Below are 14,788 nucleotides of genomic sequence, written 5' to 3'. Positions count from 1 at the left end.
TCACCTGCCGCACCCCGGCAGGTGATGCAGATAGGTTATTCCGTCTCGTTTTTTGCCAAACGCCCGTCTTTCTGGCGGCGATAGTCACGCGCCGCCGCCGGGATCGGCGTTACCTTACCGGTTTCAATCCAGGTACGCAGACGGTTGGCATCCGCAAAGTGGGTATATTTACCAAAAGCGTCCAACACCACCAGCGACACCGAACGGTTGCCAATCACGGTACGCATCGCCAGGCAATGCCCGGCCTGATTGGTAAAGCCGGTTTTGGTCAGCTGTATATTCCACTTCTGGTTATAAACCAAGTGGTTGGTATTGCGGAACGGCAAGGTGTAGTTGGGATCTTTGAACGTCGCCATACGTTCAGTGGTGGTGCTCAACTGGCCGATCAGCGGATACTGCTTGGTCGCCAGCAGCAGCTTGGTGAGATCACGCGCGGTAGACACGTTGTGAATCGACAACCCGGTCGGTTCTACGTAATGGGTGCGCGTCATGCCCAGAGATTTGGCCTTGGCGTTCATCGCCTTGATAAAAGCGTTATAACCACCAGGATAATGATGCGCCAGGCTGGCAGCCGCGCGGTTTTCTGACGACATCAGCGCCAGCAACAGCATATCTTTACGGCTGATCTCACTGTTCAGACGCACGCGTGAATACACCCCTTTCATTTCCGGCGTCTTGCTGATATCCACCGCCAACACTTCATCCAGCGGCAAATGGGCATCCAGCGTCACCATGGCCGTCATCAGCTTGGTGATCGACGCAATCGGCACCACTTCATCCGGGTTGCGGGCATAAATCACCTTATGCGTTTGCATATCCAGCACCATCGCACTGCCTGAAGCCAGCTCAGGCTGGGTGGCGTGCAATGCAGCAGTTTTTTCACTGGCCAGCGCGCGCGGCACCAAGCCGGTGCCCACTTGCAAAGCGAGCAAAGTTAGAACCAAAACTCGGATTTTCACATGCATGTCTCTTAACGGAAAAAGAGGGAAACCTAATGCGTTGAATTATAAGTGAGGGATATGGAATTGGCACTGTGATTGTTAGTGGCTATTTGTGACAAATTCTGTCGAAGGGAAAATTGTGCAAACCGCGAGCGCACTGGCCTGTACGCCCGCAGAGCAAAAGTTACAGTGCAGGTTGCCAGGCCGCTTGCGGCAACAGATACACCCCGGCGGGCTGTTGTGCGCCAATTCCGACAATATGGCCAATCCCCGCCGCCATCACGGCCAGAGTGACATCAAAGGCATTCAGGCTATCGCCATAACCCGCCGTCAGGTTAAACATTGAGCCATTCGCCAACAGATACAGCGTTTTTCCTGCCAGTTGGTAAGCGTTAACAAACGGCAGCGGTTCGCTGCACGGCAAGGCTTGGAGGAAACCGACATCAATCTCTTCCGCCACATGGCCCACATTGAGGATAAATACCCCCTCCTTCGCCTGCTGCAAGTGCCCGGCAGACAGCACATTCTTCGCCCCGGTTGCCGTAGCAATCACGTCGGCCTGTGCCATGGCAGCGGCCAGATCGACCACCGCCCAGCCATCGTAACGCGCCTGCAAAGCCCGCGCCGGATCGATTTCTGCCACAATCACCTGCCCACCATAGGCCTTCGCGGCAGCAGCCACGCCCTGGCCCACCAGGCCGTAACCGATCACCAGCACGCATTTTTCGTGCAGTGTTAAATGGGTGGTCTGGAAAAAGGTGTGCCAAGCGGTCAGGCCCACCATATGGCGGTTATGCAGCCCCTCTTTTACCGGTAGGTCATCCCAGTTGAAAATCGGGTAACGCGGCGTAATGCCGCCCAAACGGTTGATGCCTGAACCGGTGGCTTCCAGCCCGGCTTTGATCTGCGGGCCACTTTCTGACTGGTGCAAGCGCGTGGTGAGATCGGCCCCCATTTCACACAGGTGAGTCGGATTCCAGGCCAGCGCGCGATCAAAAGACGCCGACCAGTCGGCATCGCTCATATCACGCCAGGCATAGGCTTCGGCACCGTGGCGTTCCAACCAGGCCACCACATCGTCCTGAACCGTTGTCGGGTTGCAGGTGGTGAGATAAATTGCCGCCCCTTTGCCCAATAACCCTGCCACCAATGGTGCCATTTTCAAATCCAGGTGCATATTGCAGGCCAGACGCACACCGTGCAGATCCGGCAATGCCGCAACCGCCGCACGAGTGCGCGGCATATGGCGCATCGCCCAACTCAACTCACTGTCAAAATCCTGATACATTTGCTACTCCTCCACTGCGTTACACCGATGGGGCATGGCAGCTATTATCACTCAGATCGAACAAAAAAACCGAGGTGACTATTATGGCAGAAGCGTTAGTGATTGTTTTTCCGATCTATCAGGGGGTGACTCTGTTGGACTTCGCCGGTCCATACCAGTTTTTGTCCCGCTTGCCGAATACTGAAGTGATAGTGGCTTCATTGGGTGGAGAGACGGTGAGCGCCGATGGTTTGCATTTTTCTGCCCTGCAACCGCTCGAACAGATTGAACGCTGCGATGTCCTCTGTGTTCCCGGTGGCGGAGGCTGCACCCAGGCCATGCAGGATGAGCGCTATATGGCGCAGATTCGCCGCTTGGCGGCCGGGCCGCGTTATCTCACCTCGGTTTGCACCGGTTCGCTGATCCTGGCCGCCGCAGGGTTGCTCAATGGCAAGCGCGCCACCTGCCATTGGTCGATGCGAGAAAGCCTGGCACTGTTCGGTGCCATCCCCAGCAACGAGCGTGTGGTGCGTGACGGGCATATCATCACCGGTGGCGGTGTCACTGCCGGTATTGATTTTGCCTTGGCGCTGATTGCCGAACTACGCGGCGCAGAAGCCGCCCAGGCGATCCAGCTCGGGCTGGAATATGCTCCAGCCCCGCCGTTTAAAGGCGGTACCCCCGAACTGGCTCCTACTGCAATTGTTCAACAGGTACAGGCAGCGATGGCGGAAAACCTGCTGAAACGGCACGCTTTGGTGGCACAAATCGCGGCCGATATGGATCACGGTTAGAAGAACGCAGGGTATCGATAAGGAGGCGATGATTTCCCGCTTATCCAGTCTGGCAAGCGGGAAATCATTATAGACACGAGGTAATAATAGACACAGCGGCAATCAATAAAGCTCAGCAAAGATTAGAACAGATAACGAGCGCCCAGCACCACTTCGCTGGAAACCAAGCGTGCTTTCATTTGTTCGTCTTTCAGCCCTCTAACGTTGTTGAAGTTATTGTAGCCACTTTCAACGTTGCCCATATCAACGTAACGGTAGCCCAGATCGAAGTTCAGGCGTTCAATCGGTGCATAGCTGATCCCGGCACCAAGGGAGTAAGCCAGGTTGGTTTGGGTATTTGAACCATATTGACGCGAGGTATTACCCTGCCAGCCATCAGATTCAACTTTAGCGATACCTAAACCAAGAGTGCCATAAATTGAGAAGTCATAACCCAGCGCATAGTCACGGTAAGCGTTGAGCATTAAACGTTGTACATCCACTTTATGGTGATTAAAGCTGCTGGCAAAAGTGGTTGAACCGCTGGTGTATTCGCTTTTTTTCTTGAAAACGTATTCCCCTTCGGTGCGCCAGCCATTACCAAACTGATAACCCGCCGCAACGGCACCGTTAAAGAAACTCTCTCTTTCGTTACCGCTGACAAAATTCCCAACGCCTGGGCGGCTGCTGGTATCCATATTTTTTGCCGATTGCTCAACATGCAGTAACTTCAATGAGCCGTAATAACCTTGCAAAGCATCATCAGCAAAAACCTGGCCGGAAACAGCCGCTAAAGAAATAACCAGCACAAGAGGTTTAATATTCATGCGTTCCTCACTTTAAAGAAAATGAATGATGATGTACAACAGCGCAATCATCGCAATCGATGCGGCTAAAATAGCCAGCCTGGAGCGAGGAAACAATTCGGTCGATTACCTAACTTTCTAGGTATTTTTACCTAGTCCGTATCTTTAGTCAGCAGCCCGCCATAAATAGTAATCAATTTAACCAAGGAATTAATCTCCAGTTTGGCAAACAGATTGGCGCGATGCGCTTCAACGGTACGCGGTGAAAGGGCTAAATCATTGGCAATTTCTTTGCTGGATTTACCCGCCATAATAAGCAGGGTTATTTCATATTCACGCGCAGACAGGGTACTGAGCCTGTCTGTTAATTCGGTATTTTCTGTGCGTTGTTTCTCTAATAAACGCTGATGTTCCAAGGCGGCGCTCACCGTTTCGATCAATAAATCCGCGTCAATAGGTTTGGTCAGGAACTCAAAAGCGCCATTTTTAAAAGCACGACGGCACAGTTCAATATTGCCGTGGCCGGTCATGATGATAACGGGAATATCCAACCCTTGCCGTTGCCACTCTTCCAGCAGCATCAGCCCGCTTTTACCCGGCATGCGGATATCCAGCAGCAAACAGCCCGACAAGGCCTGTGGCTCCTGCATCTGTTGCTGAAAATCCAGCACATTTTCATACGCAAGGGTTTGCCAACCCATGGTGGCCAATAATGAACTGAGCGAACAACGGATGGCCTGATCGTCATCAATCAGGTAGATAAACTGCTCCATCACGCCTCCTGAGCGTTAAAAGGGAACCACAGGGTGAAACAGGCACCCTGCCCGGCAATATTCTCCGCTTTAATACTGCCGTGAAGGCGCTGAATTAGCGTTTCGGCCAGCGCCATTCCTAGCCCTAAACCCTCTGGGCGCGTGGTGAAAAAAGGCATAAACACCTGTTGCAGCGCCTGTTCGGAAAGCCCTGGCCCGCCGTCCGTAATCACCAGCGTAATGCCTTGCTCTGAAGCTGTTGCGCCGATCGCCACCCAGGAAGACCCGGCCGCCTGGTGCTGCTGCGCCTGCATGGCATTAGTGAGGATGTTATGGAGGATTTGCTCAATCCACAGCGGCTCCGCCAGCAGGTTGGGCAAATTTTCGGGTATCCGGTTGATGATTTTGACCTTCCCAGTTTGGATCTCGTTTTCCAGCAACATGGTGACGCGCAACCAGATTTTACCCAGATTAACCGCTTGCAAAGCCACCTGATCATGGGTCAGTTTTTGCCGGAACTGCAACAACAATGCACTGATGCGTTTTATCTGTATCACGGCCGCATCCAACAGCGGTGGTACCTGGTGTGCCTGCTGTTGATCCAGCAAGCGCAGCGCGGCCTGGTTATAGCTCAGAATCGCCGTTAACGGTTGGTTCAGTTCGTGAACAATACCGGTGGTGATTTCCCCCATGGCATTAAGCCGGGTCAATTCCGAGAAATGCTCACGCAAAACGGCAATATTGCGCTGGCGTTTTTGCACACGGTACTGGCTGGTAAAATAAACGATCCCCGCCCAGCCGAGTGACGATAACAGCAGCAGTAGCCAAGGTAACCGCGCCCAGTCAGGCTCGCTGCTGGCAGAGAGTGCAAAAGGCTGCAAAGCGCTGGCCACCTCTTTATCCCACTGCCAATAAGCGGGTTGCCAGGTGCCGCCTAATTCGACCAGCGGTGCATTCTGCCAGCTTAGGCGAACGTGTCGAAAATAGTGGCTCTGCGGCAGTTCCGCCAGTAACTCGTTGAGATCGATCAGCAACGCAAAGTGCTGCGCATTGAGCCAATAAGTGCCATTACCGGCGGGCAACAGAGTATTGCTTGATGCTGTAGACCGCAGCGGTTTCCAGGCCAGGATCTGGGGAAACTTTTCCTGGATCACCGAAGGATCGCTGGTCACGGACAGTAATGACAGGATCGTTTCATGCTGAGAGAGTTTTACCGTGATATCGCGATGTAAAATACGAAAATCAATTGATTGCTCTTCATATTGCTGCTGCAAGGCATAAATAACCAGCCCACTGCCTGAGAGTAAAGATAAAATCAACCAGATACCGACCTTGAGCATAATAATTCCATGTTATTCTTAAATTTATTTATTAATATCGAGCCAAGAGATTCAAGACCCTATTATCCAGCCAGGCTCGCAAAGAACGCTTAATATCAGCCCCTGGTGGCAATCAATAAGGAATAAAATGACGGATTTGGCCCACTATATCACGCAATATGGCTACTGGGCGCTGTTCATCGGCTGCCTGCTGGAAGGGGAAACCATCACGCTGCTGGGGGGTATTGCGGCACACAACGGGTTTTTGCATTTACCACTGGTGATTGCGGTGGTGGCACTTGGCGGCACCTTGGGCGATCAGTTGCTCTATTTTGCCGGGCGCTACTTTGGTGGCCGGGTCATTTCACGCCTGAAGAATCAACAGCAACGTATTGCGCGCGCACAACGGCTGATTGCCCGCCACCCGATGCTGTTCGTGATCGGCGTGCGTTTTATGTATGGCTTTCGCATTATCGGCCCGGTGCTGATCGGGGCCAGCAAATTGCCGCCTTCGCTGTTCATCCCGCTGAATATCCTCGGCGCGATCCTGTGGGCCACCCTCTTCGTGCTGCTCGGCTATTTTGGTGGTCAGGCTATCGGCAGCTTCGTCAGTGGTTACGACAAAAAGCTCTACAGCCTGCTGTTCTGTGCGCTGGTGATCGCCGCCATCCTGCTGCTACGCTATTGGTGGCGGCGCAAACGTCAGGCATAAGCTATTTGTTGAACATCAGTTTCAAGCCCAGCAACGCCAGAACGCTGCCGCCCAAGCGATCAAACCAGGCTTTGAAACGCAGATAAACACGGCGCGGGCGTGGCGATGACAGCACAAATGCCACAAAGGCATACCACAGCAGATCAACCGTCAGGGCAATCAGCGGCAGCACGATATACAACACAGGAGAAATAGTGTGGCTGAGCAGCGCGGCAAACACGCTGCCGAACACGATGGCGGTGTTCGGGTTGCCCAACTGGGTCAGCAACCCGGTGGTAAATGCCCGGCGAAAGCCCAACTGCGGCCCGCCAGCCGTCTCCACCGTTAATGGCTGGCTGGCGCCACGCAGCATCCTGAACGCCAGATAGATCAGATAAGCACCACCCAGCATTTTCAGCGTGGTGTAAAGCCAAGGCAGCGCCAGCAACAGCGACTGTAAGCCCAACAGAGCGATCAGCGCGAAGATAAAACACCCCATCCCCATGCCGAGTGCCACCGCCATCCCATCACGGCGCGACGAGGCCACGGCGGTGCGCGCCACCAGAATAAAACTTTGCCCTGGGCTCATCGCCCCCAGCGTAATCGCGCCGGTAATGCTCAATACTGACAACATCGTTTCGCTCATCATATCCCTGTTCTCCACGGCATCCAGGGTTCAAATTTGCGCGTCAGTAAAAGCAAAAGCAACGAAAAACATCACTGGGCGAAGCGTGATTTCACCCATTCGCGTAACCGCTGAATATGCAGGTACAGCGCGGGGATAAAGAAGATCCCCACCAGCGTCGCTAACAGCATGCCGCCAAACACCGTGGTACCGATGATCCGGCGGCTCATCGCCCCGGCACCGGAGGCGAACACCAGCGGCATGACCCCGAGGATAAAGGAGATCGCGGTCATCATCACCGCGCGAAAGCGTTGCCGCGCACCGTCCTGCGCGGCTTCAGCAATACTCGCCCCCTCTTCGCGCCGTGCTTTGGCAAATTCGACGATCAAAATAGCGTTTTTGGCCGCCAACCCAATCAGCAATACCAGGCCAATCTGCGCGTAAACGTCGTTGGCGAACCTCATCAGTCGTAAACCGGCAACCGCCCCCGCCACGGCAAAAATCACCGACAGCATGACTACCAGCGGAATACTCCAGCTTTCATACTGCGCCACCAGGAACAGATAGGCGAACACCAGCGCCGCCAGATAGATCAACAGAGCCTGATTACCGCTCTGCTGTTCCTGCCAGGACAGGCCGCTCCAACTGTAGCCATAGCCTTGCGGCAACTGTTCTGCCAACAGGGATTCCATCACTTTCATCGCCTGCCCGGAGCTGACGCCCGCTGCGGCTGAACCATTGATCGCCACCGACGGGAACTGGTTGAACTGGTTAATAAAAGGCGCACCAACGGAGGGCGTAAGCCGCACCAGATTGCCCAGGCTGACCAACGCCCCGGAATCGCTGCGCACGTTGATGCGGTTGATCTGCTCACTGCGCTGGCGGAAATCCATCTCCTGTTGCAGTTGCACCCTGAACATACGGTTATTCAGGGCGAAATCCCCCACGTTCAGGCCACCGAGCGAAATTTGCAGCGTATGGAAGATACGGCTGACCGGCACCTGCATCAGGGCCGCACGTTCACGATCCACCTCCAGGCTGATTTCAGGCACCACGGCGCTGTAGGTGGTAAACACCCGCGTCAGCTCTGGCCGCTGGTTGGCGGCAAAAATAATCCCCTGGCTGACCTGCGCCATCTGCTGCGGCGTTTGCCCACTCTGCGCCAAAATGCGCAGGTCAAAACCGGCGGCATTGCCCAACCCGGCGATCGCCGGTGGATTAACCACCATGATCATCGCCGATGGGATCGCCGCCAGCCTGCCCTGCAACTCCGCCAACACCCGGTCGGCGTGCTCCCGCTGGCCCCAAGGCTTCAGCATCACAATGGCAAAACCGGCGTTCGGTGAGTTGCCGCCGCTCAGCAGGCTGAAACCGGTGATCTTGATCACATCTTCCACCGCCGGGTTCTGCGCCACCTGCTGATGCATCTGATCCATCACCGCCTGCGTGCGCTCAAGGGAAGCGCCATCCGGCAACTGTACGTTAACGAAGAAGTAGCCCTGATCTTCCTCCGGCAGGAACGAGGTCGGCAAGCGGCTGTAGCCATACCAGGTGCTCAAGCCGATCACCAGTAACGCCGCGATGCTGGTGAGCGCTCGCTTGCTGGCTAACGCGGCCAGCCGCACATAGCCATCGCGTAGGCGATCCATTCCCCGGTTAAAGCCGCCGAACAGACCGCTTTGTGCCAGTTCCCGCCGCCGTAGCAGCGTGGCGCACAGCGCCGGGGAGAGCGTCAGCGCATTGATGCTGGAGAGGATCACCGCCGCCGACAGCGTAACGGCAAACTGGCGATACAGCTCGCCGGTAATCCCCGGCAGAACGGCGATCGGTACAAACACCGCCATCAATACCAGCGTGGTAGCCACGATCGGCCCGGCAATCTGGCCGATCGCCTTGCGGGTGGCCTCCGCCGGGCTAAGGGACACATCTTGCGCCAGCAGGCGCTCGACGTTTTCCACCACCACGATGGCGTCGTCCACCACAATGGTCAGCGCCAGAATAATGGCGAACAAACTCAGGGTATTGGCGGAATAGCCGAAAGCGTACAGCACGGCAAACGTACCGAGCAGCGAAACCGGGATCGTCAGCGCCACGATAAACGTAGCACGCAGGCTTTGCAGGAACAGGTAGACCACCAGCAACACCACGGTCAGCGTCAACGCCAGCGAAATGGCAATTTCATGCAGCGTCGCCGTTACCGGGCGGGTGGAGTCATATTTAATCTCGTAGCTCATATCGTCAGGAAAAGCGTGCGACAGCCGCGCCATTTCCTGCCGCACCGCATTGGCGACGTTAAGCGCGTTGGCCCCCGGCGTGGGGTAAACCACCAGAAACGCCGATTCCAGCTGGTTGGTCGCGGCATTCACCTGATAGTTTTGCGCCCCTAGATCAACACGCGCCACATCCCCTATCCGCACCGTACCGCCGTGGGCACCGCTGCGGATAATCACCCTGGCAAACTCTTGCGGATCGGCCAAACGCCCCTGCCCGCTGACGGTCAGGGTTTGCTGCTGTTGCGCGGGCGACGGGGCTGCACCGATCTGGCCCGCGGCGGCCTGCACGTTTTGTTCCTGCAACGCCTGCACAATCTCCTGCACGCTGATGTTGCGCGCTTCCATCCGTTGAGGATCGAGCCATACCCGCATGCTGTAATCACGTGCGCCAAATACCTGCACATCCCCTACGCCGCTGATGCGTGCCAACGCATCGCGCAGTTGGATACTGGTGTAATTGCTCAGAAACAGCGTGTCGAGGCTGCCTTTGGGGGAAAACACGCTGACGCCCAGCAACAGGTTCGAGGCGCGTTTACGCACCGAAACCCCGTTGTTATTCACTTCCGCTGGTAACTGGGCGCTCACCTGCGAAATGCGGTTCTGCACTTCAACCGCCGCCATATCCGGATCGGTGCCGCTGGCAAAGGTGATGCTGAGTTGATAACCGCCGTTATTCGAACTGTTGGACTCCATGTACAGCATATTGCTGACGCCATTGACCTGCGCCTCGATCGGCGAAGCCACCGCCTGCGCCACGTCGCGCGCGCTGGCACCGGGATAGAGTGCGCTGACAGAAACCACCGGCGGCGTAATATCAGGGTATTGCTCCACCGGGATCACCCGCAGAGAAACCATCCCTACCAGGGTGATCACCAACGCAATCACGATGGCGAATTTCGGGCGACGAATAAAGAAATGCAGCATCACCATCCCCTTATTGTGGCGCAGCAGCGCTGGCGGGCACGGCGTTCACCTGCATACCTGGCCGGACATGCTGCACACCGGCGATAATCACCCGTTCCCCGGCGTGCAGCCCGGAAGTCACCTGATATTGTTGCTGATGCTGTTCACCCAGAATAATCGGGCGAACTTCGACAAGATTGTCGGGCGTCACCACCAGCACAAAGTGGCCCTGTTTGTTCTGCTGAAGCGCCGCAATCGGCACCAGCGTGATCGGCTGTGACTGCGTGGCCGTCAGGATCACGTTTGCCACCCCGCCCGGCAGCAACAGATGATTAGGATTGGCAAAACGGGTGCGTAGCGTCACGGTGCCAGTATGGGCATCAATCTGATTATCCACCGACTCAAAACTGCCCAACTCCGGGTAAGATTTGCCATTTGCCAGTGTAAGACGTATGGCGATATTACCCTCGGCAAACTTGCCCTCTCCGCTCTTGCGCTGGTAGACGGCGGTGATGTAGTCGCGCTCATTCACGGCGATCGCCACACGGATCGGATCAAGCTGAACGATATTCACCAACGAGCCACTGCTGGCGTTGATCAGGCTGCCAACGTGAAAACGGCTGTGGCCGATACGCCCGGCGATCGGCGCTTCGATACGGGTATAGCTGAGCTGTAACTGCTGCGCATTGAGCATCGCCCGCGCCTGCGCGACGGCGGCTTGGGAGGTATCACGCTGCGCCACGGCAGCATCAACATCGGCTTTGCTCACCGCGCGGTTATTACCTAACTGCTGCAAACGGTTCAGGTTCACCTGCGCCAGGCGAGCGGTGGCGGTGGCGCTGTCCAGTTGCGCCTGGGCCTGGGCCACGGCAGAGTGGTGCAATGAAGGCTCGATCTCATACAGTAATTCTCCCGCCTTCACCATCTGCCCTTCGGTAAACAGCCGTTTGGCGATAAACCCTTCGGTCCGGGTCATCACGTCCACTGCCTGGATCGACTCAATCCGCCCCAGATAATGCAGCGCCCGCTCAGGCTGGCGTTGTTCGATCACAGCGACGGTAACGGCAGGAAGGGGAGCCGCCAGCACCGACGCAGCGGCGGGCAGCAGCAATAACAGCATAAAACGACGGGCACAAAGTTTAATCATACGGGCCACTTATCAATGAGTGACGAACCTGAATTGCTTAAAATTATAGTTCATCCCTTGAAACTCATATCATTCTCAAGCAGTTACTGATGCAGCTTTTGATGACCACGGTGCGCCGCTGGGTAAATGTCGGGTAGCAGCAGCGTATTACTACGCCACCGCCCCCTAAGAACCGTACGTGCGGATCACTCCGCATACGGCTCAAGCCATTCCTCAGCACCGTTAACTGGCACCGGGCAACCTAACTCAAGTGTTGGCAATATTGCGACGAGCTAAGTAGGGTTCCCAATCCTTGTCGAAAGGATTAGCGGCACTCCGTATTCTGGTGTGCCTCTTGATCGGAATAGATGCCATCCTGAAAAGTTCTCTCATTCGAACATCGCTGGTCGGCTTCGTACTAAAAATCCACGAGCGATATCTTCCAACCCGGAAATACCGATTCTTTATCCATCGCAACCCTTTGGTGGAATGTCTGTATCTTGCCCACCGCCAGAGTCTGTGCCAAATGTAAGAGTCTATTGATGAGAACGTCGCTTTAGCCACTATATGTCGGTGATACATCCCCCAGCCCCGTATTATCGGGTTGAGCCTCCGAATCAACTGATCTTGAGTGACATGCGCACATTCTTTAATTATTTTCCTGAGCTTTGCGCAAACTTCGCTGATACTTCGCTTTGAAGGTTTGATCAGAAGTTTATCTTTGTACCTTCGTACATTTTGCCCCAGAAAATCGAACCCTGCCGCGATATGTGTAATCCGGGTTTTCTCTTCCGACAGTTCCAGACCGCGAGCCGTCAGAAAGTGGCGGATCGCCGGGAGTATTTGCTCTTCGAGCATTCCCTTTGATGCGCAGGTTACCACGAAATCATCAGCATAGCGGACTACATGGATCTTGAATTTCTTTTGCGATCTTCGGGACAGACCTGAGAAGGCTTTAACCGTAGATTCCAGACCATCCAATACCATGTTGGCTATCACAGGGGAAATAATTCCGCCCTGTGGTGTTCCCGCCCGCGTCTCATACAGGGTTCCTTTATCAATATATCCGGCCTGAAGCCACTTACGTAAAACAGCTTTATCCATTGGTATATGTTTCAGTATCCACTCATGGCTGAAATTGTCGAAACAGCCACGAATATCGCCTTCAAGTACCCATTCCGCCGAGATTTTCCGGCAAAGTACATTGAAACATTTCCCGATAGCATCAGCAGTTGAACGATAGGGCCGAAAACCATAGGAGTTCGGATCCGCCAGAGTTTCGGATATGGGTTCCAATGCCAGCTTCCATAATGCCTGCATGGCACGACACCGCATACACGGGATACCCAGCGGTCGCTTCTTACCGTTACTCTTGGGAATATATATTCTGCGTAACGGCATTGCTTTGTAACCGCGATGCCGTAGCGACAACATTCCCTTCCATCTGGCTCCGGGAGTGGACCATATTTTGCCATCGACCCCCGGAGTTCTTTTGCCTTTATTCTCAGTTACACGTCTTACGGCAAGCATCTTGCCACAATACGAGCGGGTCAGTAGACGTTGCAAAGCATTGACTTTGCCCCATCGACTTTCCTGCGTTGCCTTGGCGATACGCACCTGAAGTCGTTGCACTTCCATCTGAATTCGAGCCCAGTTAGCCTGTTCCCACAACCCCGATTCGTGAGAGGATGCACCAGCATAAGGCGCTTTCGCTACCTTTTCCGTCATCTGCTTTTCCTCATATAACGATTGGTCAAAGTTTTCTCGCCATGAATAACCATGCGGAAGTAGGCCCGCTTTCGCGTCAGGTAATCTTTCAACCTGTATCCTGACCATTACAGTCAGGCCTTCGCTTTCTCCGCACTCCTTTACCCACAACACCAACAGCGCTCCTTACGGTTTGCCTGCCATCAGATGGCAGTGCTATGGGCTTACCCTGTTTCGTTAATCTTTCAGAGCAGGTCGGATCCTTCCTGATTGCCGGCAGCCATATTGTCCATGATGTCCCACCACTCCAGGGCCATACCCGACTGCATACCATTTTGGTTCAAGCCTCTCAGCACGTTTGGCTTGTCAGGAATAACGGCAATTAAACGGAAGTTCACATATGTTGATCGTACCTGTTCATCCCTTGCTCCTCTCCGCCTTCGTGCTGGCAGATTCCACCTATCCTCACGGTTCGGTGTACCGAATATCGGCGGCTACGTTGTCCCCAGAGCTTCACACCTAGCTGTTACCGGCTCTGCATGTCTGGGTAGGGAACGGCTGATGGAGCAGCCGGTTTCATCAGGCTAACTTCTCTGTGAAACGGAAATTTTAACGACTTTTCAGGTCGCACGAGTGGCTCCCCTTTGCTTGCCGATGCAGCACGTATTGCTCCCATTTCCGCCTTAATTCCCGCTAATTTATGCAAAATTTCCCGTTCAGCGAGAATTCCTGTGGATATACAACGTTACCTACAACATCTTCACTTCACCGGGGTTCCGCAGGTCGATCTCCCAACGCTGCAAGCCTTACACCGCTGCCATATGCTGGCCGTTCCGTTTGAGAATCTGAGCATCATTTATCGTCAGGGAATTCATCTGGAAGAAAACGCCTTGTTCAGCAAAATCGTTGAACATCATCGCGGGGGATTCTGTTACGAACTGAACCGGATATTTGCCCTGCTGCTGGAGCAGATCGGTTTCAAGGTGCAGTTTATTTCCGGTGAAGTCCGTGCCAGAGAGGGTTCTTTCGGCCCAGCGTTTGACCATATGGCGCTGATTGTGCAACTGGATCAGCCCTATCTGGTGGATGTCGGGTTTGGCGATTCTTTCCTCACCCCACTGAAAATCACCACCACCGAGCAACAACCCCAAGTCAGCGGCACCTTCAGCCTTGAGTTGACAGGGGATTATTACTGTCTGGAACGCCGCCATGGTGACCAGCGCTCACGCGCCAAAACGCTTTATCGCTTCACGCTGCAACCACGGGCAGCGGAAGATTTTAACGCCATGTGTCACTACCACTACACTTCGCCGCAGTCACACTTTACCCAGAAACTGGTCTGCTCACGCCCAACGGAACAAGGACGCATCACCCTCAGCGATTCAAAGTTGATCATTACGGAAAATCATCGCCGAAAGGAATCCACGCTGCATTCCGAAGAAGAACGCCGGGAAGCATTGAGACAGTATTTTGCTATTGAATGGGCAAGGTAAGCATAAGCGTTGTTGAACCCAGCAAGCCGTAGATAACCGCGCCACGCCGCTGTAATACTCTGCTATACAACACTTTTACCCTCATCCATTCCAGGATCCCGCCTGTTTCACC

General features: G+C 54.6%; 13 protein-coding genes. 3 read left to right on the top strand and 10 right to left on the bottom strand.

The features are described from left to right. Positions 1–35 precede the first annotated feature (35 nt). Both pbpG and ACX9GT_RS07775 read right to left on the bottom strand, forming a co-directional pair. Positions 36–965, bottom strand: a complete 930-nt coding sequence (gene pbpG, locus ACX9GT_RS07780) for a D-alanyl-D-alanine endopeptidase (RefSeq protein WP_473190541.1) — start codon at positions 963–965, stop codon at positions 36–38. Positions 966–1,125: 160 nt separating this feature from the next. Next, positions 1,126–2,229, bottom strand: coding sequence for an adenosylhomocysteinase (locus tag ACX9GT_RS07775; RefSeq protein WP_473190540.1), 1,104 nt, complete (start codon positions 2,227–2,229; stop codon positions 1,126–1,128). A gap of 83 nt (positions 2,230–2,312) precedes the next feature. Here ACX9GT_RS07775 and ACX9GT_RS07770 point away from each other — a divergent pair, with 83 nt between their 5' ends. Then, a complete protein-coding gene (locus ACX9GT_RS07770) occupies positions 2,313–3,002 on the top strand; it encodes a DJ-1/PfpI family protein (RefSeq protein WP_473190539.1) in 690 nt (229 codons plus the stop codon). Between the two features lie 122 nt (positions 3,003–3,124). Here ACX9GT_RS07770 and ACX9GT_RS07765 read toward each other — a convergent pair whose 3' ends face one another. From ACX9GT_RS07765 to ACX9GT_RS07755, 3 genes are all read right to left on the bottom strand, one after another. Then, positions 3,125–3,808 carry an outer membrane protein gene (locus ACX9GT_RS07765; RefSeq protein ID WP_473190538.1) on the bottom strand — a complete coding sequence of 228 codons (684 nt, stop codon included), beginning with the start codon at positions 3,806–3,808 and terminating at the stop codon, positions 3,125–3,127. A gap of 131 nt (positions 3,809–3,939) precedes the next feature. Further along, a complete protein-coding gene (locus ACX9GT_RS07760; protein ID WP_473190537.1) occupies positions 3,940–4,560 on the bottom strand; it encodes a response regulator transcription factor in 621 nt (206 codons plus the stop codon). Next, complete coding sequence (locus ACX9GT_RS07755; RefSeq protein WP_473190536.1) at positions 4,560–5,879, bottom strand: sensor histidine kinase; 1,320 nt, start codon at positions 5,877–5,879, stop codon at positions 4,560–4,562. Before ACX9GT_RS07755 ends, ACX9GT_RS07760 begins: the two co-directional genes overlap by 1 nt. Positions 5,880–6,006: 127 nt before the next feature. Between ACX9GT_RS07755 and ACX9GT_RS07750 the strand changes: the two genes are divergently transcribed. After that, positions 6,007–6,570, top strand: a complete 564-nt coding sequence (locus tag ACX9GT_RS07750; RefSeq protein ID WP_473190535.1) for a DedA family protein — start codon at positions 6,007–6,009, stop codon at positions 6,568–6,570. A gap of 1 nt (position 6,571) precedes the next feature. Here the strand turns inward: ACX9GT_RS07750 and ACX9GT_RS07745 are convergent, their stop codons facing one another. From ACX9GT_RS07745 to ACX9GT_RS07725, 5 genes are all read right to left on the bottom strand, one after another. Beyond that, the gene (locus ACX9GT_RS07745; protein WP_473191533.1) at positions 6,572–7,195 is read right to left on the bottom strand and encodes a LysE family translocator; all 624 of its coding nucleotides are present in this window, start codon (positions 7,193–7,195) and stop codon (positions 6,572–6,574) included. Between the two features lie 71 nt (positions 7,196–7,266). After that, positions 7,267–10,371 carry an efflux RND transporter permease subunit gene (locus ACX9GT_RS07740; RefSeq protein ID WP_473190534.1) on the bottom strand — a complete coding sequence of 1,035 codons (3,105 nt, stop codon included), beginning with the start codon at positions 10,369–10,371 and terminating at the stop codon, positions 7,267–7,269. Positions 10,372–10,381: 10 nt separating this feature from the next. Continuing rightward, positions 10,382–11,470 carry an efflux RND transporter periplasmic adaptor subunit gene (locus tag ACX9GT_RS07735; protein ID WP_473191532.1) on the bottom strand — a complete coding sequence of 363 codons (1,089 nt, stop codon included), beginning with the start codon at positions 11,468–11,470 and terminating at the stop codon, positions 10,382–10,384. Positions 11,471–11,743: 273 nt separating this feature from the next. Further along, on the bottom strand, positions 11,744–13,312 hold the full coding sequence (gene ltrA, locus ACX9GT_RS07730) for a group II intron reverse transcriptase/maturase (protein WP_473190533.1): 1,569 nt from the start codon (positions 13,310–13,312) through the stop codon (positions 11,744–11,746). 116 nt (positions 13,313–13,428) lie between these two features. Beyond that, a complete protein-coding gene (locus ACX9GT_RS07725; protein WP_473190532.1) occupies positions 13,429–13,581 on the bottom strand; it encodes a hypothetical protein in 153 nt (50 codons plus the stop codon). Positions 13,582–13,914: 333 nt separating this feature from the next. Between ACX9GT_RS07725 and ACX9GT_RS07720 the strand changes: the two genes are divergently transcribed. Next, on the top strand, positions 13,915–14,676 hold the full coding sequence (locus ACX9GT_RS07720) for an arylamine N-acetyltransferase family protein (protein WP_473190531.1): 762 nt from the start codon (positions 13,915–13,917) through the stop codon (positions 14,674–14,676). Positions 14,677–14,788 lie beyond the last annotated feature (112 nt).

The organism is Serratia sp. YWN4 (assembly GCF_055790845.1).
Note: the sequence above shows the minus strand (reverse complement) of the source record. Positions and strands in the feature narration are given on the sequence as shown.